This window comes from Enterococcus hailinensis (assembly GCF_045862035.1).
GTDB lineage: Bacteria > Bacillota > Bacilli > Lactobacillales > Enterococcaceae > Enterococcus_A > Enterococcus_A hailinensis.
The window spans coordinates 23,645-43,313 of the sequence record NZ_BAAFRV010000015.1 but is presented as its reverse complement, the minus strand read 5'-3'; the positions used below and the strand labels follow the sequence as shown (position 1 = coordinate 43,313).

The window sequence follows — 19,669 nt, the reverse complement described above, 5'->3', positions numbered from 1 at the left end:
TTTTCTCATAAATAGCCGTTTTATTTTAATTCATCTTCCTAATGGGGTAAAGTTAACCTAAAAATAATCAGTTAGGAAGTTATTTATGAAAAAACATCACTACTATATTATCATTCTATTGGTTGCGGGTTTGTTTATTTTACCGCAATTGTGGATGCACAAAATGATTTTGGGTGCCGATGCTATTTTTCACTATAATCGTTTTTACGAAACAGCGCAGCAGATAAAAACTGGGCATTTTAGTTATTTCATTTCGATTTTCGGCTTTCAACAATCGGGGAGGATCATCAATGCTGTTTATGGCCCACTATTTGCTTATTTCCAAGGCTTCATCGTATTGATTGCAGGAAGTTGGTTTCGTTATCAATTACTTTCCAATTTTCTAGTTTATGCAATCGCTGGGTGTTCATTCTTTAAATTATTGACATATGCTAAGATAAATCAAAATATAGCCCTATTCACTTCAACAATTTTTATGACTACATATAGTATTAATTATTGGGTTTTGAATCAGGGATTTACTAGTTGGGGTACAGCCCTATTACCTATTTGTTTGATTTCTATCGTTGATATGAAGAATCAACGATTTCCTTTTATTAAAATGGGCGTCTCGATGGCTTTGATGACCCAAGTCCACATGTTGACTGCTATAATGTTAGGTTTGATTTATCTCCCATTCTTTATTTCCTACGCTAGACAGCATTGGAAAGAAGCCTTCCTTGATGTATTTAAAGCAATATTGATTTATCTATGTTTATCCATAAACGTATGGATCAGCTTAATTATGATAGAAACAAGTGACCAACTAAAGATGCCTTTTATCAATGAGCAAATGAGTGAAAAAGCGATTGATCTGAAAGGATCGTATTGGTTAGAATATCCTAAAAGCCTTTATTTGATCTTAATTATCGGCTTGATAATTTGTCTAATCTACTGGAAACGGATTTCAAAATTTACGAAGCAGCTGCTATTACTGAGTGGACTATTTTTACTTTTTTCGACTAGTTTGATTCCTTGGACCTGGATGGTGACGCATCAAATCCCTTTTGTATCTTTGATTCAGTTTCCTTTTCGTTTTTTTGCACCATTCACGGTTCTCTACTTATTCTTTTTTGCCTCTGTCATCCATGAATTGAGAGCCAAAAAAATCTTATCGCTTGTTTTAGTGGCTTTAAGTGTGTTAAGTATTGGGCAAAATTTAAAAAGTAATCAACAAGAATTGTCCCTTTGGGGAAGCCGTTCCTTAGTAAGCAAACATACCTTTGTTAAAGGTTCTGAAAAAGCAGCACGCCAAAGTTTCTTTTCGAATGATTTAGGGAAGGCTTTGCTTAGCATTCAAAAATCTAGTCCAGACTATTTACCGATTTATCATGGTGATGCGAACAATAAATATGTCAGCTATGAAGAACAAATATTGGAGCAATCGCCAATTTTTTCTAAAACAATCACTGATAATCATTTAGAACTAGCTTGGCAAGCAGAAAAGGTAGGAGAAATTCAACTACCGGTAGTCTTGTATCATAATTCTAAATTAATTTCAGGGGAAAAAGAGCTTACGCCAATAAGACTATCCAATATCGGCTTACCAACAATTCAACAAAAAGTTGGAAAGAACACCATTCATTTGCGTTATGATCCACCAAGCTATATGATGTTTGTTTTTGCATTTTGTACGTTGAGCTGGTTTTCGCTATTCTTATGGTGTGGGTATCGAATTTGGCAACGAAAATGATAACTTTGGCTTTCTAGACGGCTTTCGGTTAAAATACAAAAACAAGAAGTTCTATTTTTGATTGATGAAATAAAAGGAGTGAAAGTAAATGACAAATTACAATAATGAAAAAGAACCACGCTTGCGCGGTTCAATGGCACCGAAAACAGATGAGGATGTTGCATTAGCTGGAACTAACTCAAGTGATACACAGAATAAGCCAGAAGCTTTAGCTGGTGAGATGGCAGGCGGAGAGAAAGAGCCTGCGCAATCTGGATCAAATGCGGTCGAAGAAGAAACAACTCATACTTCATTGAAAGATGAAGCGAAAAAAGTAATCAAAGAAATCGAAGAGAAATTCGATTCAAAAAAATAAGCACGAAAGAGTTTGATCATGGATAATTATTTAGAGATTTATGAGCATTGGTATCCAAGAAGTTATGGCTTGGATGATTATCCGACAGAATGTCATGTAACTTATTCGGGAACAGAACGAAAAGTACTATTTGAAACACTGACAGAAAAACAGCAAGAGTTAGTTAATCAACAACGTAAATATCAAGTTCGTTCAATGTTTTTACAAAAGCACTATTTGGAAACGTCAGATTGGGAATTTGTTGCCTTGAATATTGATGACGAATATGAAAGAGGTATTCGCAGTCAATTAAAGTGTGCTTGCGGACGCCCGTTGAAGTATCAATTTGTAATTGAATCAAAAATCAAGCACCAAGAAATTCGTTTAGGGATCCAGCATTTTAAAGATCATTTAGGAATTTCGCAACAGGTAGCTGAAGAAATCAAAAAAGGCGTAGCCCATGTAGATTTGGCACTCGATGAATTGCTCTGGTTGACAGAAAACGGCTATCATTTTCCGGAAGATTTATGGCAACGTTATGTATTTTCTTATTATCGAAATACCACTTTACGCAGACCTTTGCCTTTGAATCAAAAGTTAGCTGAACGAATCCTACATTTCCGTCAAGCAGATATGCCAATTTTTATTGGTGATTATCTGAGTGTTTTAACAGAAATCAATCAAGTAGATCGCGAAGTCTTTGATCGTAAAGAAAAGAAATTTCTAGCCGATAAACAAGTTTTTGAAGCGTATCTGGATGATTTTCAACGTGACATCCAATCGCCGATTTATTACGAACGACAATTTTGGGGTCATAAATTGACGGATTTCATTCAATTGAAACGTTATGGAACTGAAAGCTATGAAGAAGCTAAACAACGCTACTTTGATGACTTGCTTTCATTTTTATTAGGTTTAAAAGAGCCAAAAAAAGCTCAAAGAAAAATTCATAGTTTTGAATTATTCCACCAAAAAAAATATGGAAATGCTGAATTGATTCCTTTTATTATTGATAAATATCAAAATTATCAATTCACCGAGAATTTTTTCTTGGCTATTCCAAAAGTTTATCGTGTAGGAATCAAAAAAGCTATCAAGCGTAAACAAAAATAAAGAGAACCTGATAAATTTATCAGGTTCTCTTTATTTTTGTTTTAATCGATAATTCCTTTTCTAAAACCTCTAGTACACCAGAATCATTGTTTGACGGAGCTCGGTATTTAGCAGTCTCGATTAGGGTAGGGCTGCTGCTTGCCATCGCATAACTATTTTTAGTCAAAGCTAGCATCTCAAGATCATTATTGGCATCACCGAAAGCAATCAATTGATCCGGTTTTAAGTTCCATCGATTTAGCAGCCATTCAAGTGCACGGCCTTTGTTCATCCCGGGAATAATAATATCCACGCTACCATGTCCGCTAGCCACCGCTTTGACTTCTCCTTGAAAAGCTTCATTGATCTCAGTCACAAAATCTGCCACTTTTTCTACAGAAAGATTCAAGGCAAATTTTACAATTGGATCAGAAGGTAATTGATCAAAAGAATCCAAAGTTTCTAAACGATGATAATAAATTTTTACGATATCATGGATGTCTTTTGGAGTATTTTTCAAAATATAGGCAGAATGAATACCACAAACAATGACATTCAAATCTAAATCATGATTTGCTAAAAATGTTAGCATTCTTTGGACAACATCAGTAGAAAATTGATTACTACGTAAAAGTTGATCAGATTCAAAAATTAACGCACCATTTTCAGAGACAAAGGTGATTTGGTCTTGGAGCGTTGGAAAAAAAGATTTTAATTGATAATATTGGTTCCCGCTAGCGACAATAAAATGAATATCACGCTTTTCTAATTGTTCAAAAATTTGTTTGAAACGAGTTTCGTCATACGTATTATCCGATTTTAAAAAGGTTCCATCCATGTCGACAGCAATTGCTTGGATCATTATAACGCCTCCTTTATTTCTTCTTAAGAATAGTGTACCTGATTCTACTTATAAGAGATAGGAAAGCATCGATTGGCTGTGCTATTTTTGTTTTATATGGGATAATAATACCGATTGCATATTTTTTAGGAGTTGAAAGTATTGTTTGATTCAGAAAAAGTGAAAGAATTAAACGAGTTAGAACTCGTAGTGTATACCTTTATTATTGAACATCTAGAAGAGGTCAACAGTTTTACGATCCGTGAACTTTCTGATAATTGTCATGTGTCGACCTCAACTATTCTTCGTTGCTTGAATAAGTTGGGTTTTTCAGGATATTCGGAATTTAAGTTTGCTTTAAAAAACAAACTGAAACAAAATCGTCAATCTTTTGAAGCTTTTTATGAAGCCAATGTCCATGTGGATGCTTTTTTGAAAAAAGTAAACAATGAGAGTTATCACGTTGTTTTGGACCCAGCAATTGATCTGATTCTATCGAACAAGCACCTTGTCTTTACTGGAATCGGGACGAGTGGCATTCTTGGAACATATGGAGCTCGCTACTTTTCAAACTTACAATTCAACGCTTATTCGATCACGGATCCTTTTATCCCTGTTCCTAAACGTGGTCTGGATACGACACTCGTAATCGTTTTATCCGTTTCTGGACGAACACAGGAGCTGATCAAGCAAATCGAGGATTTTAAACGTTATGGAGCCAAAGTACTAAGCATTACCAATGATCAGCATTCAACGATTGCGAAGATGGCAGATCAAAATATTTCTTATTACATGCCAGATGTTTCTGGTCCCGATCCTACCGATCAAGCAATCAATTTGACCACACAAGTACCTGTGATAGCTCTTTTAGAAATTTTAGCTCATCAAGCCTATCAAAGAGAAAATGATGCTAAAGGCGAATGACACCTTTAGCATTTTTTTGCGCTTAAACGCTGGAAATTGCTAAAAAAATCAAATGGAATGAAGATTTTGTTTTTTTGTTTGGAACATGTTTCTGTCTGTTTCAGAACTATATCTATTATTGGAAATATCTTTTATGATAAATATGTAAACGGATACACAATATGTGGATGGCCAATCACTGCAATAAAATATTTTATTTAAGGAGAATTAAGCATGAACAATTTTATTAATGAGAAATTATTGCCCCCTATTTTAAAATTTGTAAATACAAAAGCAATTACAGCGTTACGTAATGGGATGCTTTACACAATGCCCTTTACGATCGTAGGGTCTGTCTTTCTATTATTAGCCAACTTTCCTATTCCAGCAGTTTCGACTTGGGTAGCGAATAGTGGGTTAGATGTTTATTTTAATGAAGCTTTTGGTGCTTCATTTGCTATTATGTCTATTTTTGCCGTAATGGGGATTGCGAATTCTTACGTAAAAGAAGAGGGCTTTGAAGGATTGCCTGCTGGAATGATTGCTTTAGTAGTCTTCCTATTAACACAGCATTCAAGTGCTACAAATGCAGAAACAAATGCAGTTGTCACAAATGTCATCGACAAAACTTGGACCGGCGGACAAGGAATGATCAGCGCGATCTTGGTAGGTCTTTTTGTTGGTTGGGCATATTCATGGTTCCTAAAACGAGATATCCGAATCAAATTGCCTGAACAAGTTCCAGCAAATGTGGCGAACTCGTTCACAGCATTGATTCCGGCAGCAGCGATTACAACTTTCTCATTAATTGTTTATATTATTTTTGATAAAGTTTTCAATACAACTGTAGTAGAAGCAATTTATAAAGTGATTCAAACACCAATGCAAGGTGTTACAGATACATTTGGCGGAGCGATGATGCTTGGTTTCTTGGTTCCATTCTTATGGTTCTTTGGTGTTCATGGCTCAACCTTGGTCGGCGGGATTATGGGACCGATTTTACAAGCGAATTCAATCGAGAATACGACTATTTTAAATTCAGGTAAAGAATTGACGGTAGCAAACGGCGGTCACATCGTAACACAACAGTTCTTAGATCAATTTATGACAGTAACTGGTGCTGGGATGACGATTGGTATCGTTATGTTCATGGTCATGTTTGCTCGTTCTGCTCAATTTAAACAATTAGGACGTTTAGCATTATTACCCGCCTTTTTCAATATTAATGAACCGATTTTATTTGCTACACCGATCGTAATGAATCCATTGATGGCGGTACCATTTATTTTGACTCCGATGCTTTCGGGCGCTATCACCTATTTCTCATTGTATACAGGATTAGTACCGCTATTCACGGCTGTCCAGGTACCTTGGACAACACCGCCGATTATTTCAGGTTTCTTAGTTGGTGGATGGCAAGCAGCGTTATTGCAAGCAATCGTATTAACTATGGGCTTCTTCATCTATTTACCGTTTGTACGAAAAGTAGATTCATTGAATTATTTACAAGAACAAGGTGAAAGCATGGAGCAAATCGAAAAAGATCTAGAAACTGGTAATGATAAAGCTGAAAGCAATGCACCAGCTTAATGACGGGATTAAAGGGGTAGACAAATGAGTATTTTTAAAGAGAACTTTTTATGGGGCGGCGCTGTTGCTGCCCATCAATTAGAAGGTGGCTGGCGAGAAGACGGGAAGGGCGTCAGCGTTGCTGACGTAATGACCGTCGGTGCCAATGGTGTACCACGTCGGATCACTAACGGTGTGATCGAAGGCGAGAATTATCCGAATCATGAAGCAATTGATTTTTATGGTCGATACAAAGCAGATGTAAAATTATTTGCTGAATTGGGACTTAAATGTTTTCGGACATCGATTGCTTGGACTCGAATTTTTCCTAACGGTGATGAAAAAGAGCCTAATGAAGCAGGTCTGCAATTTTATGATGATCTGTTTGATGAGTGCTTGAAATATGGGATCGAACCAGTGATCACATTATCGCATTTCGAAATGCCATATCATTTAGTTACAGAGTATGGCGGATGGCGTAATCGTAAAATGATCGATTTCTTTGTCCGCTTCGCAGAAGTTTGCTTCTCGCGGTATAAAGACAAAGTGAAGTATTGGATGACTTTTAATGAAATCAATAATCAAGCAAATTATCAAGAAGATTTTTCCCCATTCACAAATTCAGGATTAAAGTTTGAAGCAGGCGATAATCGTGAAAAAATTATGTATCAAGCAGCGCATTATGAATTGGTCGCTAGTGCTAAAGCAATCGAAATTGGTCATGCGATCAATCATGATTTTGAAATCGGCTGTATGATCGCTATGTGCCCAATCTATCCTTACTCATGTAGCCCATCAGATATGATGACAGCAACCGTGGCGATGCAACGTCGTTATTGGTTTACTGATGTTCATTGTAAAGGACGTTATCCTAGCCATATGAAGACGTATTTTGAACGCAAACAATTTAATTTGGATATCACAGCAGAAGATGAAGAACAATTAACTAAAGGAACAGTAGACTATATTGGTTTTAGTTATTACATGTCCTTTACAGTCAAAGATCACGGTAAAGGCCCGGCTTATGATTATGATGAAGCCAATGACTTAGTAAAAAATCCTTATGTCAAAGCTTCTGATTGGGGTTGGCAAATTGATCCAACTGGTTTGCGCTATGCAATGAATTGGTTTAATGATCGCTATGAATTACCTTTATTTATTGTAGAAAATGGCTTCGGAGCGATTGACGAAATTACAGAAGATGGAGAGATCCATGATGAATACCGCATTGATTATTTACGAGAACATATCGAAGCTATGCAAGAAGCTGTCATCTATGATGGTATTGATCTAATGGGATACACGCCCTGGGGGTTCATCGATCTTGTTTCTGCTGGAACAGGTGAAATGAAAAAACGTTATGGCTTTATATATGTTGATAAAGATAATGAAGGAAATGGCACACTCGATCGCAGTAAAAAAGATTCATTCCATTGGTTCCAAAAAGTGATTGAGACAAATGGAGAAAAACTGTAAATCCATTTCGATTAAAGAGGAGATATTATTCTATGAGTGAAAAAACGATTATGCTTGTTTGCAATGCTGGAATGAGTACTAGTATGCTCGTAACAAAAATGCAGAAAGCAGCAGTTGAACAAGGAATGGATGTTGCTATTTTTGCAACTGCAGCGGCAGATGCGACAAATAAGTTGCAAGAACAAAAAATCGACACGGTCTTGTTAGGACCACAAGTCCGATTTATGCAAAAACAATTTGAAGAAAAATTAACACCATTAGGGATCCCGATTGATGTTATCAATATGACGGATTATGGAATGATGAATGGAGAAAAAGTTTTAGGCCAAGCGATCGCAATGATTCAATAAATCGACTATGAAAAAGGGAAGTGACAATGTGCAAGAGGAAAATTTAGAAGCAGTTATGGGATTGATTATTCATGGCGGTAATGCTAAAAGTAATGCCATGGAAGCAATCCAAGAAGCGAAAAATGGGGAATTCACAGCAGCCGATGAAAAAATCAAAGAAGCTGAAGAATCGCTTGTTGAGGCTCATCATTCACAAACAGGATTACTAACGAAGGAAGCCCAAGGTGAACACTTAGATCTGAACCTCTTAACAGTTCACAGTCAGGATCATTTGATGACCTCGATTGCTTTTACCGATTTAGCAAAAGAAATCATCGATGTTTATCGTAAAATTAGTGCATAAGAAATCTCTCTCCATGATTCTCCTTAAATCATGGAGAGAGATTTTTTGTATTAAAACCAGTTTTTTGACAAAAAGAATGAAGTCATGAAAAATAGGAGATAGAAAGTGTCTAGGAGATAGGAGAGAAAAAAGATGGATGACTCAATCAGTATGGAAAAATTTTATGAATTAACAAAAAAACAGCAACTTGATGTTTTTGATATCCGAGAAAAAACGGACTATCAACAAGGACATATACCGATGGCTCAAAATTGGCCTTTGAGTAATTTGGATATTGCAGAACAAAAACTAGCGAAAGATAAGAAATATTATTTGATTTGCCAATCAGGTAAACGCTCAGCAATGGCTCAGGAATATTTAGCCGGCCAAGGTTTCGATGTGATCAGTGTAGCTGGCGGTACAACAGCTTGGCCAGGAGAACTTAGTAAATAAAAAATTTAATTGAAAGGAAACTGCAGATGATATCCTTAGAAGAACTAGCTAACATGATCGACCATACGCTATTGCGAGCAGATGCTACAGAAGTTGAATTCAAAAAATTGTGTGAAGAAGCAGATACGTATAGCTTTAAAATGGTAGCTATCAACTCCTATCCAGTAAAGATATGCCACACTTTTTTAAAAGATAGTCCGGTACATGTGGGGGCCGCTATTGGATTTCCTTTAGGACAAACAACGATCGAAGCGAAAGTATTCGAGGTACAAGATGCGATTAAAAATGGTGCCGATGAAATTGACTATGTAATAAATATTGGTCGACTTAAAATGGGTGATTTAGCTTATATAAAAAGAGAAATGGAAGCTATCGTAGCGGCATCTCGTGAAGGGAAAATAATAAGTAAAGTGATTTTAGAAACCTGTTACCTATCTGATGAGGAAAAAATCACAGTCTGTCAAATCGCCAAAGAAGTGAAACCCGATTTTGTCAAAACTTCAACTGGTTTTGGAACAGCTGGAGCTACGGTTGCTGATGTTTCATTGATGAAAAAGACAGTTGGATCTAAGGTGAAAGTCAAAGCAGCTGGAGGGATCCGTGATCTAACTACGGCGTTACAAATGGTTGAAGCAGGAGCGGAACGTTTAGGAACTAGTTCTGGTATAAAAATTATTGAAGAGTATCGTTCTTTAGTCAGCTAAAGGCATAGAAAAAAACCGTCTGATTCAGACGGTTTTTTATTTATAAAAACAGTGATCCGATAAAATAAAGTACCGGATAAAGTACCATGATGGCTGACATTGCTTTTAAAACGATCGGAAATGTTTTTTTCTTATCTTGAACTGCTCGGTATTGTTTCAGTTGGATCCAATTTTTAGGAAATAGTAACAGCAGGAATAGAACCGTCCAAGGCGCTAATCCAGTAAAAACAAGAACTAACAGCCAAATAAAGCTGAAAGCATAAACGCTCAGCAGAACTTTTACAGCTAAGGGTTTGTCTAAATAATAAACCAATGTTTTGCGATGATTTTCAATATCTTCTTCTAAGTCACAAGTATTGTTGGCTAAAAGATTGTTAAACATCATCAATACGAGCGGTAAGCTGATTAAAAATACTTTACCGATCATTGACCAAGTAAGCGTATGGTTTTGATAAACGGCTAAATAATAGCTGATCACAGGAATGAAAAAGCCGCTCGCAGTTCCTGTTAATGCTTCCGCGATCGGTAAGCTGTTCAAAGGTCGCCGGCCATAGGAATAAAACAGTCCAATATAAAAACCAATGATACCTAAGACGCCAATAACCCAGTTAGTATTCCACACTAAGATTAGCCCTAGCAGAAATGAGATCGCTAAACTAAACAAATAGAGATTTCTTACAAATGTGATATCTAAATGATCACGTCCAATAATATTGGTTTGCTGTTTGTAATTTTCATCAGAAGCATTTTTATAATCCATGTAGTTATTGAAGATATTTACAGTAATATGAAACATTACAATAATCAAAACAAAGAGAAAGAATGCCGGACTTGGTAAACTATCCAGTTGAAATTTAGCAATAGCATATCCTAATAAAATAATAAATAAGTTCAATGGAGCAGTGTAGATTTCAGATAACTCCCAAAATTGTTTAAAGCTAAGTTGTTTCAATGTAATTCTCCTTTCATTTCAGTCAATATCAAAGGTATCGATTATTTTAAAGAATGTCCACTAGTTTGCCCCTAAATGATGAAAAGGTTTTCTTTTATTTTTGTCTTTTTATCAAATAATGTTCGTGTTTTGCTGTTTTTGTACATTGCTATTTACTTATTCGTCAGTTTATTATATGATAATCAACGTTGTTTAGAAAAAAAATGATTATTTTACGAACATTATTCAGATTATAGGGGGAAGATTCATGAAAGGGAAAATTAGTTCCTATTTTGAACTTGAAAAATTGAATACAACAGTAAAAAGAGAGATTTTAGCTGGTTTCACGACTTTTATTTCAATGGCCTACATTCTTTTTGTTAATCCTAGTGTATTAGGTGCATCAGGAATGAACGAAGGAGCTGTGTTTACAGCTACAGCCTTAGCAAGTGCCTTAGGTTGTATATTGATGGGCGTTCTAGCTCGCTATCCAATCGCTACTGCTCCAGCATTAGGGATAAACGCCTTCTTTTCTTATTCCGTCTGTGTCGGTATGGGTATTCGCTGGGAAACAGCTTTAGCGGGTGTTTTTGTTGCTTCACTGATTTTTATTTTGATTACGATCTTTAAGTTACGTGAATTGATTATTGATGCGATTCCAGCTGATTTAAAATATGCGATTTCTGGTGGGATCGGCTTATTTATTGCTTTTCTTGGCTTAAGCGAAGGTGGAATCATTGTTGCAAATAAGTCAACTTTGGTTGGTTTAGGTTCTATGAATGCTGGTTCAACATGGTTAACCGTTTTTGGTTTGATCGTGACAGCAATCTTAATGGTTCGTCGTGTACCTGGTGGAATTTTCATCGGGATGGTTGCGACAACTTTATTAGGTTTAGTAACAGGATTGATCGATGTCCCAACACATATCGTTTCAGCTGCACCTAGTTTGAAGCCAACATTTTTAGTTGCCTTGAAACATGTAAAAGATATCAACACATTACAATTATGGGTAGTCGTATTAACATTCTTATTAGTTACATTTTTTGATACTGCGGGGACACTGGTTGGATTAGCTAATCAAGCTGGTTTTATGAAGGATAATAAAATGCCGCGTGTAGGTAAAGCATTGGCCTCTGATTCAACTGCAATGCTTGCTGGTTCATTATTAGGGACTTCTCCAGTTGGAGCGTTCGTTGAATCATCTGCTGGTATCGCTGTTGGTGGACGTTCAGGATTAACTGCTATTACAACGGGTGTGTTCTTTATCTTCGGATTATTTTTCTCTCCATTATTGTCAGTGGTCACTTCACAAGTTACAGCACCGGCTTTAATCATGGTGGGCGTATTGATGGCCCAATCATTACGTCAAATCAATTGGGGAGAATTAGAAATCGCAATTCCTTCTTTCTTAATTTTGATTGGGATGCCTTTAACTTACAGCATCTCAGATGGTATTGCGTTAGGCTTTATCTTCTATCCAATTACAATGATTGCTGCTAAACGAGGAAAAGAAGTATCGATCATCATGTATGCCTTGTTCTTTGTTTTCATTGGTTTTATGTGGATCTTAAATGTAAAATAGAGAAGTTCATAAAAGCTATTTGGTTCTATTTAGTAGAATCAGATAGCTTTTTTTGTATAAACTGAGTAGTTCAGCAATATTTATACATAAATATTCGATATTCAATTGACCTCGAGCTATCATCATATTATAATTACCTTTGAAAATAACTGTTTTTTTTATTTTGATGACAAATAAACTTATCATTTGGAATGTGTAGTTAGAAAATATGTATTTGTTAACATATGACAAGTGATTTTTGGAATTATCTAAAAATTTAGATCCAAAGAGAGGGAAAAATATGCGATTATTACTTTTGACGAAGGTACCTTTATACGAAGAAAGTTTTGAACTTCAATTAAAACAATTAGGAAATGAAGTTTATTGTTCTAGTAACGTGGTAGAAATGATAAAAAAAGAAGTGATCACTCCACAATTTATCAATCAATTTGAGGGAATCATCTTCAGTGAAACATTATATGATAATGAAACAAATGAATTAGTACAACAATTGCCTCAAGGTGATTTCAAGCTTTTCCGTCGAGCAGTAGAAACAACTTTTGGAGAAGAAACAAATAATATTTTTGATGCTTGTATCCCTATCGGAGCTAGTCTTGAACGCCTAAGAGAACTATTAGTAGTTGCAGAAATAGCTCATCTATCTTTTCAAGAGGCCGATCGTGCGCAACAAATATCTGTTAAACAAAAATTGTCTAATATGAATTTGAAACTTAAACAAAAAGAAATAGTCTACTATTTGATCAAATCGGGTGATCGTACCGTTCCTCGTGAAGAAATTAGTCGTCAAATTTGGGAAAAAGCTCCAACAAAATCTGTTTTAGCTAGTTTGTCAAAAGTTGTTTCAAAAGTGAATGAAAAACTTCAAGGAGAATTTGGCGATGAAGCCATCCAAACGGTTTGGGGACAAGGCTATCGATTGAATAAAAAGATTTTTGATTATATTGAAAATGATGTAATCGAATTAGAAAGTGCTGGGATTCAATAGAACTATCTGAATACTAGTAAAGCGGGATCTTGCCGATACTTATGTATAATAAGTATCGGCAAGACCTCGCTTTTTTGTTCTAGTATATAAATTCAAATGATAGTTTCTAAATCAATAAAAATTGAATAAGTTGAATCAGATAAAAAGGTAAGGATAAAATGCTGTCTATTTCAGTGATTATAAAAGAATTATTCTAACTAAATAATAAAAAAATATTGATCAATGAATTAGTTTGAAGCAGTAATGACTAATAGCTTAATTAGAATGACTCTCAAGTTATATTAGTCATGATTTTAGATCATCAAAAACCTAATCTAAGAATGAAATATAAAAACCAAATAGTTTTCAAAAAAATATAAAAAGAAAATAATGTATAAAAAAACAAAAATGTAGAATAAGAAAATAAGTAGATATTCGCAAAAAAATGTAAAACAAATAATTTAAGAATATTGTTCAATGCTGTTTAAGTTTAGGGTTTAAAAATAGCTTCTTTTTTATTTACAGAGAATGATTATTAGCAGCAGTCTTTTTCTGATATTATGAAAAAATATTGAAGTTCATATTTGAAATAATAGATTAAAAATATCGATTAACCAAAAACATCTTAAAAAAAAGGTTTTAATAAATGTTGATAAAATATTGATTTGTTACAAAGAATATTTTATAATTTTTTTAAATAGTTGTATAATAAAACATAAATGTTATTTTTGTAAATCAAAATAATATTTATTTCTATTAATACAGTTTAATAATATTTTTTTACAATTGATATAACTTGAGTTATTAAAAAATAAAAGCGGTTTCTAAGAGATTTGAGCTTTAGAGGGTATTAAAATTTTTTAAATAGTTATTAATTGGTTTAAGTCAGTAATGGGCGAGCAAAACGGGAAGAGAAGTACCTAAAAAGAATATATTAATTTTCATAAGCGGGGGTAACGTTTACGGATAAGCAAAAAGAAAGGAGGAGCGAGATATGGGGAATAAAAACTATCAACAAATAGAGTCATTAAATGTGACAGTCAACGATTATAAAGAACAGTTAATGGAGAAACATACTTGTATGACCCAAAGAAAAAAAACGTTAAAAAAACAGCAATTAGATAGGAAAGCTCAGAAGTGCTGTGTTGAGATTCAGACGGATAACAAAAGTGAGACCACGCAGTTGCTAAAAGAGCTGGAAGCAATAGATATGTTGCTAAATGCAACCAAAATCAGCCGGCAGCTAATTGAAAAAGCGGAGCAGCAAGTACGATTAATAAGTAGTGAGCCGAAGAAATTTTATGTAGATGAAGAGCCAGCTAATAAATGCAGGACTACCGGGCATATTAATGAAAAATAGCTAGTATAAGGATGACAATTGGCTAAATCAGCAAATTATAAAATGAATCAAATTAAAGGTGGGAGAGTGAGTGGGATTGAAAAAAGTAATTATTTTAACTAGGAATATTATTATTGAACAAGATTTTCAGAATGAGCTACAACGATTAGATTATGAAGTATTTGTTTTGAAAGAATTTTATGATGTTGATCGACCGCAATATTTTGAAGACATTTTGTCTCTTTTTGATATCGTGATCTTTAGTGAGACCTTGACCAATCAAGAATTTACTGAAATTTTGCCAATCGTCGTTGAAAAAGAGCTTCACTATCTTCGCCGAACAGATGAACCTGTTCCAACAATCGATGATAATCATTGTTTATCGATCGATTGTTCACTAACCGAGCTAAGAGAGTTCTTATTGATGAGCGATACACGTGAAGGGCAAGCTGACTCAATTGCTAAAGGATTGATGAGACAATCTGAGATGAAAAAGCAAGATTTGGTCCTACTATATAGCTCGTTGAATAATATTGAAAAGAAAATCATCAATGCCTTAGCCGAAGGTGGTGGAAAAATCATCTCTAGGGATGAGTTATGCAATAAAGTTTGGAACAATGATGTCAGTAAATCTCGACTTGTTCAAATGTCTACCGCTGTGGGAAATATTCGTAAGAAAATAGCGCATGCGCATATCGATAATGTTCGTATCATTACTTATTGGGGCAATGGTTATCGCCTACATGATATTCCAAGTGGCTTGATCAAAGAGCATATCGAAGAATACAGCATGTAACAAAGAAGCTGATCCTTAAGGAATTAACTCCTTTGAGATCAGCTTCTTTGTTGACTTCGAACATTTCCAAGCAATTAAAAAAATTTTTTAAAAAAATAAATCGAATGTATTTATGAGAAAATATAAAAAAATTTCTTTAGAGAAAATTCTGTATTAGTTAACTGTTTTTCAATTGCTAGGGTATTTGATGATTGCTTTAATCATTTTTTGCTATTTTGAAAACAAATCATTTTTTTCTGTTTTTTAATCTGTTATAGTTTAAAATGTAACAGTGTTTTATCAATATTAAAATAATCGCCATTATTTTACAATTATTAACAGTCTTAAAAATAAAAAAAGCCCTTTCTTTAAAAAGTTTCCTCTGTTATAATCACTTTAAATATTGTGAAACAATTATACAAAGGAGTGTTATTATGACTACTAATACAATGGATAAAACTGTTAAACAGGCAACGAACCCTTGGGAAGGTTTTAACGAAGGGCGTTGGCAACATGAAGTAAATACACTTGATTTTATTAAACGTAACTATACAGAATATACAGGCGATGATAGCTTTTTAGCTGAAGCTGCACCAAGTACAGAAAAATTATGGGATAAGCTTCAAGAATTATTTGAAGTACAGCATAAGAAGAATGGCGTTTACGATATGGATACGAACATCCCGGCGACGATCACTTCTCATGAACCAGGATACTTGATCAAAGATGAAGAAAAAATCGTAGGTTTACAAACAGATGTTCCGTTGAAACAAGCATTTATGCCTTACGGCGGTATCAACATGGCGAACAAAGCGTTAGAATCAAATGGCTATGAAGTAGATGATGAAATGTCATTTATCTTTAACAAATGGCGTAAAACGCATAACCAAGGTGTATTCGATGCGTATACAGACGAAATGCGTTTAGCACGTAAAAATAAAATTATTACTGGACTGCCTGATGCTTATGGTCGTGGTCGTATCATTGGCGATTATCGTCGTGTAGCATTGTATGGAATCGACTTTTTAATGGCGCAAAAGAAAAAAGATTGGAAAAATGTCGGCAGTAAAGTAATGACTAATGACGTTATCCAATTACGGGAAGAAGTTTCTGAACAATATCGTGCTTTGGCAGATATGAAAGAAATGGCTGCAAGCTATGGCTATGATATCTCTCAACCGGCTAGCAATGCGCAAGAAGCCATCCAATGGTTGTACTTTGGTTACTTAGCAGCAATCAAATCACAAAACGGAGCAGCAATGTCGATTGGCCGTATCTCAGCCTTCTTAGATATTTATATCCAACGTGATTTAGAGCGTGGTGTGATCACAGAAGATGAAGCACAAGAATTGATCGATCATTTGATCATGAAATTACGTATGGTTAAATTTGCTCGTACACCTGAATACAATCAATTATTCTCTGGGTATCCAATCTGGGCAACATTGTCATTAGCAGGCATGAACATGGACGGTTCTTCATTAGTTACAAAAAATGATTTCCGAATCCTTCATACATTAACAAATATGGGACCATCACCAGAACCAAACTTAACGGTATTGTATTCTTCAAAATTACCAGAAGGCTTCCGCACATACGCAGCAAAAGTTGCGAAAGAGAGTTCTTCGATCCAATTAGAAAATGATGATTTACTACGTCAACATTGGGGTTCGGATGATACAGCAATCGCTTGCTGTGTATCAGCAACGGTAATCGGAAAAGATATGCAGTTCTTTGGTGCTCGTGCCAACTTAGCAAAAGCAGTTCTTTACGCAATCAATGGTGGCGTAGACGAAATGACAAAAATGCAAGTAGGTCCTCGTTTCCGTCCAATAGAAGGTGACAGTATTGATTTCGATCAATTTATGGATAGCTATAAAGATGTTTTAGATTGGTTAGCTGAACTTTACGTGAATACGTTGAACGTGATTCATTACATGCATGACAAATATGCATACGAAGCGCCACAATTAGCATTGATGGATACAGACTTGAAACGTACCTTTGCAACAGGGATTGCGGGTATTTCCCATGCGGCAGATTCATTGATGGCGATCAAACATGGAAATGTAAAAGTTGTTCGTGATGAGAATGGTTTAGCAATCGATTATATTCCACAAAATGAATTTCCGACTTACGGAAACGATAATGATGAAGCGGACGAAATGGCGAACTGGATCTTAGAGTACTTCATGACACAAATCAAACGTCAACACACATACCGTGATTCAACGCCAACATTGTCATTATTGACCATCACTTCCAACGTCGTTTACGGAAAAAATACTGGGAATACACCAGATGGTCGCCGTGCAGGAAAACCATTGGCGCCAGGGGCAAACCCTAGTTATCAAGATGGTAAGTTCTTAGGTGAGAAAAATGGTTTATTGGCATCGTTGAATTCAACAGCTAAATTGAACTACTCTTGTGCTCAAGATGGAATCTCTGATACACAAACAATCAATCCAGGTGCATTAGGACGGACAGATGATGAAGAAATGCAGATTGATAATCTACGTCAAGTCTTAGATGGCTACTTTGATAAAGGCGGCTACCATTTAAATGTCAATGTCTTTGGCCGTGAATTGCTAGAAGAAATGGATAAAGATATCGACAATCCAAAATATGCTAACTTTACGATTCGTGTTTCTGGTTATGCGGTTAAATTCCGTGACCTAACTCCAGAACAACGTCGTGACGTGATCTCTCGTACAGACCATACAAGAATGTAAACTTTTAAAAAGCTAAAATCCTTTGGATTTTAGCTTTTTTTGAACCAAAAAAGCAAGAAAAAATTTATAATTTTATTTTTTGACCTCGGGATTATTTTTGTATTTTATACTAAAGCTAACATTGAAGTTGAAGTAGGTGAATACAATTAAAGGCTATGGAAATCGAAGAATCCTCGAAGTACTGCTTATCGTTGCTGGAGCAATGAGTTGCTTTTTATTATTGTATTTTTATTATAGTTCGCATTTTTATCAGGGATCCACTATTGCAGGAGTTGATGTAAGTGGTCTTTCGATCGAAGCTGCAGCAGAGAAAATACAGCAAGAAACACAACAAGTGAAAGTACAATTACAATCAAACACATATAAAGTAGGAATTACTCTCAATGATCCATACAAAATCAATAAAAATTATTTGAAACAAGCGATTCATAATGGCGCTACAGGACTGCCTTTAAAAAAGAAGGCTCAGCAAGAAGTGTTAGCGGTAATTGACCGAACGTCATTTCCTGTAGGTAAAGAAGCTCAAAATGCAAAAATCATTTATCGCCACGAAAAGTTCGAGATTCAACCAGAAAAAAGTGGCACTGTGATCGATTCTGCACGCATTAGAAAGGAACTAGCCAGTGCAATGCAAATCGGAGAGTTGAAAACAACCTACAATCTGGCGAAGTACTATCGAGAAGCAGAAGTAACAAAGGCAGATTTAATTGATCGAAAAATTATTCAACACTTAACGACTATCCTTGAACGTGAAATTCAGCTTAAAGTAAATACAAAGACAGTTCTGCTTAACGGAAAAATGTTAGCGGATTCATTAAATGATAAAAGTGAATTTGATCCGCTAGTGATTGCCGAGTGGGTAGCAGAACTAGAACAGGAATATTCTACAATTCATAAAGCTGTTCATTTTACAAATGTCCATGGGGTTCATTTGAAGTATAAAAATATTGGTAATTATGGTTGGTTTATTGATATTCAACAATCAGCCGAGCAGATAGCTCAGGCCTTGCAAAGGAAGAAGACTAAGACAATTCAATTAGTATTGCAGGGGGATACTAAAAATCAACCGCTTCATGTGAAGAAAAATTACGTTGAAGTCGATTTAGATAATCAAAAAATGTATTGTTTCAAAAATGGAAAACTCGTGGTAGAAACACCCGTGATCACTGGACGTTATGCCAAAGGCACCGCGACTGTACCGGGATTTCATACTATCATGGATAAATTGAGAAATGTTGATTTGACCGGAGTACTGACCACTGGAGATGGGATGTATAATGTGCCCGTAGATTATTGGATGCCTTTATTGAGTTACGGCCAGACGATCACTGAGATTGGCATTCACGATGCGGATCATAAATTGGATTATTTTGGTCTTACGAATGCCTATCAAACAGACTTAGGAAGTTATGGTTGCGTAAATACTCCAAAAGAACAAGTAGCTAAAATTTATGAAGCGAGTTTTATTGGCATGCCGGTTTTTATTTATGGTCATATCTATGATGAAGCGCCGGGTGTTTTTGACAAACCCGTTGAACATGGCACTGAAGTATAAATAAAGACCTATCAG

Annotated in this window: 18 protein-coding genes; 16 read left to right on the top strand and 2 right to left on the bottom strand. The window is 35.3% G+C overall.

Translation table 11 applies throughout. The features are described from left to right. The first annotated feature begins 85 nt into the window (after positions 1–85). From ACKTSC_RS10640 to ACKTSC_RS10630, 3 genes are all read left to right on the top strand, one after another. Positions 86–1,732 carry a hypothetical protein gene (locus tag ACKTSC_RS10640; protein WP_407857573.1) on the top strand — a complete coding sequence of 549 codons (1,647 nt, stop codon included), beginning with the start codon at positions 86–88 and terminating at the stop codon, positions 1,730–1,732. Positions 1,733–1,820: 88 nt separating this feature from the next. Next, entirely contained in the window at positions 1,821–2,087 is a 267-nt protein-coding gene (locus tag ACKTSC_RS10635) for an rRNA processing protein (protein ID WP_407856295.1), read from the top strand. 18 nt (positions 2,088–2,105) lie between these two features. Continuing rightward, a complete protein-coding gene (locus ACKTSC_RS10630; protein ID WP_407857572.1) occupies positions 2,106–3,179 on the top strand; it encodes a hypothetical protein in 1,074 nt (357 codons plus the stop codon). Between the two features lie 19 nt (positions 3,180–3,198). Here ACKTSC_RS10630 and ACKTSC_RS10625 read toward each other — a convergent pair whose 3' ends face one another. Further along, a complete protein-coding gene (locus tag ACKTSC_RS10625) occupies positions 3,199–4,020 on the bottom strand; it encodes a Cof-type HAD-IIB family hydrolase (protein ID WP_407857571.1) in 822 nt (273 codons plus the stop codon). Between the two features lie 141 nt (positions 4,021–4,161). On the opposite strand from ACKTSC_RS10625, the gene ACKTSC_RS10620 reads away from it, so the two are divergent. The 7 genes from ACKTSC_RS10620 to deoC all read left to right on the top strand — a co-directional run bounded on the left by ACKTSC_RS10620 (position 4,162) and on the right by deoC (position 9,776). Then, the gene (locus ACKTSC_RS10620) at positions 4,162–4,923 is read left to right on the top strand and encodes a MurR/RpiR family transcriptional regulator (protein WP_407857570.1); all 762 of its coding nucleotides are present in this window, start codon (positions 4,162–4,164) and stop codon (positions 4,921–4,923) included. Between the two features lie 213 nt (positions 4,924–5,136). After that, the gene (locus ACKTSC_RS10615; RefSeq protein WP_407857569.1) at positions 5,137–6,492 is read left to right on the top strand and encodes a PTS sugar transporter subunit IIC; all 1,356 of its coding nucleotides are present in this window, start codon (positions 5,137–5,139) and stop codon (positions 6,490–6,492) included. Between the two features lie 24 nt (positions 6,493–6,516). Beyond that, positions 6,517–7,947 carry a 6-phospho-beta-glucosidase gene (locus ACKTSC_RS10610; RefSeq protein WP_407857568.1) on the top strand — a complete coding sequence of 477 codons (1,431 nt, stop codon included), beginning with the start codon at positions 6,517–6,519 and terminating at the stop codon, positions 7,945–7,947. 32 nt (positions 7,948–7,979) lie between these two features. Beyond that, positions 7,980–8,297, top strand: a complete 318-nt coding sequence (locus ACKTSC_RS10605; protein WP_407857567.1) for a PTS sugar transporter subunit IIB — start codon at positions 7,980–7,982, stop codon at positions 8,295–8,297. A gap of 28 nt (positions 8,298–8,325) precedes the next feature. Next, positions 8,326–8,640: a PTS lactose/cellobiose transporter subunit IIA gene (locus tag ACKTSC_RS10600; RefSeq protein WP_407857566.1), complete on the top strand. Its 315-nt coding sequence runs from the start codon at positions 8,326–8,328 to the stop codon at positions 8,638–8,640. Between the two features lie 132 nt (positions 8,641–8,772). Then, positions 8,773–9,072 carry a rhodanese-like domain-containing protein gene (locus tag ACKTSC_RS10595; RefSeq protein ID WP_407857565.1) on the top strand — a complete coding sequence of 100 codons (300 nt, stop codon included), beginning with the start codon at positions 8,773–8,775 and terminating at the stop codon, positions 9,070–9,072. 26 nt (positions 9,073–9,098) lie between these two features. Beyond that, a complete protein-coding gene (deoC, locus tag ACKTSC_RS10590; RefSeq protein ID WP_407857564.1) occupies positions 9,099–9,776 on the top strand; it encodes a deoxyribose-phosphate aldolase in 678 nt (225 codons plus the stop codon). Between the two features lie 40 nt (positions 9,777–9,816). Here the strand turns inward: deoC and ACKTSC_RS10585 are convergent, their stop codons facing one another. Further along, positions 9,817–10,728 (bottom strand): UbiA family prenyltransferase, encoded by a 912-nt coding sequence (locus tag ACKTSC_RS10585; protein WP_332654075.1) that lies wholly within the window; start codon positions 10,726–10,728, stop codon positions 9,817–9,819. A 247-nt stretch (positions 10,729–10,975) separates the two neighbouring features. On the opposite strand from ACKTSC_RS10585, the gene ACKTSC_RS10580 reads away from it, so the two are divergent. From ACKTSC_RS10580 to ACKTSC_RS10555, 6 genes are all read left to right on the top strand, one after another. Beyond that, on the top strand, positions 10,976–12,289 hold the full coding sequence (locus ACKTSC_RS10580; RefSeq protein WP_332654073.1) for an NCS2 family permease: 1,314 nt from the start codon (positions 10,976–10,978) through the stop codon (positions 12,287–12,289). A 280-nt stretch (positions 12,290–12,569) separates the two neighbouring features. Beyond that, positions 12,570–13,274, top strand: a complete 705-nt coding sequence (locus tag ACKTSC_RS10575; RefSeq protein WP_332654071.1) for a helix-turn-helix domain-containing protein — start codon at positions 12,570–12,572, stop codon at positions 13,272–13,274. A gap of 973 nt (positions 13,275–14,247) precedes the next feature. After that, a complete protein-coding gene (locus tag ACKTSC_RS10570; protein ID WP_407856292.1) occupies positions 14,248–14,613 on the top strand; it encodes a hypothetical protein in 366 nt (121 codons plus the stop codon). A 70-nt stretch (positions 14,614–14,683) separates the two neighbouring features. Continuing rightward, positions 14,684–15,388 (top strand): helix-turn-helix domain-containing protein, encoded by a 705-nt coding sequence (locus tag ACKTSC_RS10565; protein WP_332581230.1) that lies wholly within the window; start codon positions 14,684–14,686, stop codon positions 15,386–15,388. A 413-nt stretch (positions 15,389–15,801) separates the two neighbouring features. Next, a complete protein-coding gene (gene pflB, locus ACKTSC_RS10560) occupies positions 15,802–18,099 on the top strand; it encodes a formate C-acetyltransferase (protein ID WP_407856291.1) in 2,298 nt (765 codons plus the stop codon). Between the two features lie 136 nt (positions 18,100–18,235). Further along, a complete protein-coding gene (locus tag ACKTSC_RS10555) occupies positions 18,236–19,654 on the top strand; it encodes a L,D-transpeptidase family protein (RefSeq protein WP_407857563.1) in 1,419 nt (472 codons plus the stop codon). The last annotated feature ends 15 nt before the right edge of the window (positions 19,655–19,669 follow it).

Bases quoted from the DNA above. Each gene is read 5' to 3' on its own strand.
- ACKTSC_RS10640 (WP_407857573.1), top strand. From the start codon at position 86: ATGAAAAAACATCACTACTATATTATCATTCTATTGGTTGCGGGTTTG.
- ACKTSC_RS10635 (WP_407856295.1), top strand. From the start codon at position 1,821: ATGACAAATTACAATAATGAAAAAGAACCACGCTTGCGCGGTTCAATG.
- ACKTSC_RS10630 (WP_407857572.1), top strand. From the start codon at position 2,106: ATGGATAATTATTTAGAGATTTATGAGCATTGGTATCCAAGAAGTTAT.
- ACKTSC_RS10625 (WP_407857571.1), bottom strand. From the start codon at position 4,020: ATGATCCAAGCAATTGCTGTCGACATGGATGGAACCTTTTTAAAATCG.
- ACKTSC_RS10615 (WP_407857569.1), top strand. From the start codon at position 5,137: ATGAACAATTTTATTAATGAGAAATTATTGCCCCCTATTTTAAAATTT.
- ACKTSC_RS10610 (WP_407857568.1), top strand. From the start codon at position 6,517: ATGAGTATTTTTAAAGAGAACTTTTTATGGGGCGGCGCTGTTGCTGCC.
- ACKTSC_RS10605 (WP_407857567.1), top strand. From the start codon at position 7,980: ATGAGTGAAAAAACGATTATGCTTGTTTGCAATGCTGGAATGAGTACT.
- ACKTSC_RS10595 (WP_407857565.1), top strand. From the start codon at position 8,773: ATGGATGACTCAATCAGTATGGAAAAATTTTATGAATTAACAAAAAAA.
- deoC (WP_407857564.1), top strand. From the start codon at position 9,099: ATGATATCCTTAGAAGAACTAGCTAACATGATCGACCATACGCTATTG.
- ACKTSC_RS10580 (WP_332654073.1), top strand. From the start codon at position 10,976: ATGAAAGGGAAAATTAGTTCCTATTTTGAACTTGAAAAATTGAATACA.
- ACKTSC_RS10575 (WP_332654071.1), top strand. From the start codon at position 12,570: ATGCGATTATTACTTTTGACGAAGGTACCTTTATACGAAGAAAGTTTT.
- ACKTSC_RS10570 (WP_407856292.1), top strand. From the start codon at position 14,248: ATGGGGAATAAAAACTATCAACAAATAGAGTCATTAAATGTGACAGTC.
- pflB (WP_407856291.1), top strand. From the start codon at position 15,802: ATGACTACTAATACAATGGATAAAACTGTTAAACAGGCAACGAACCCT.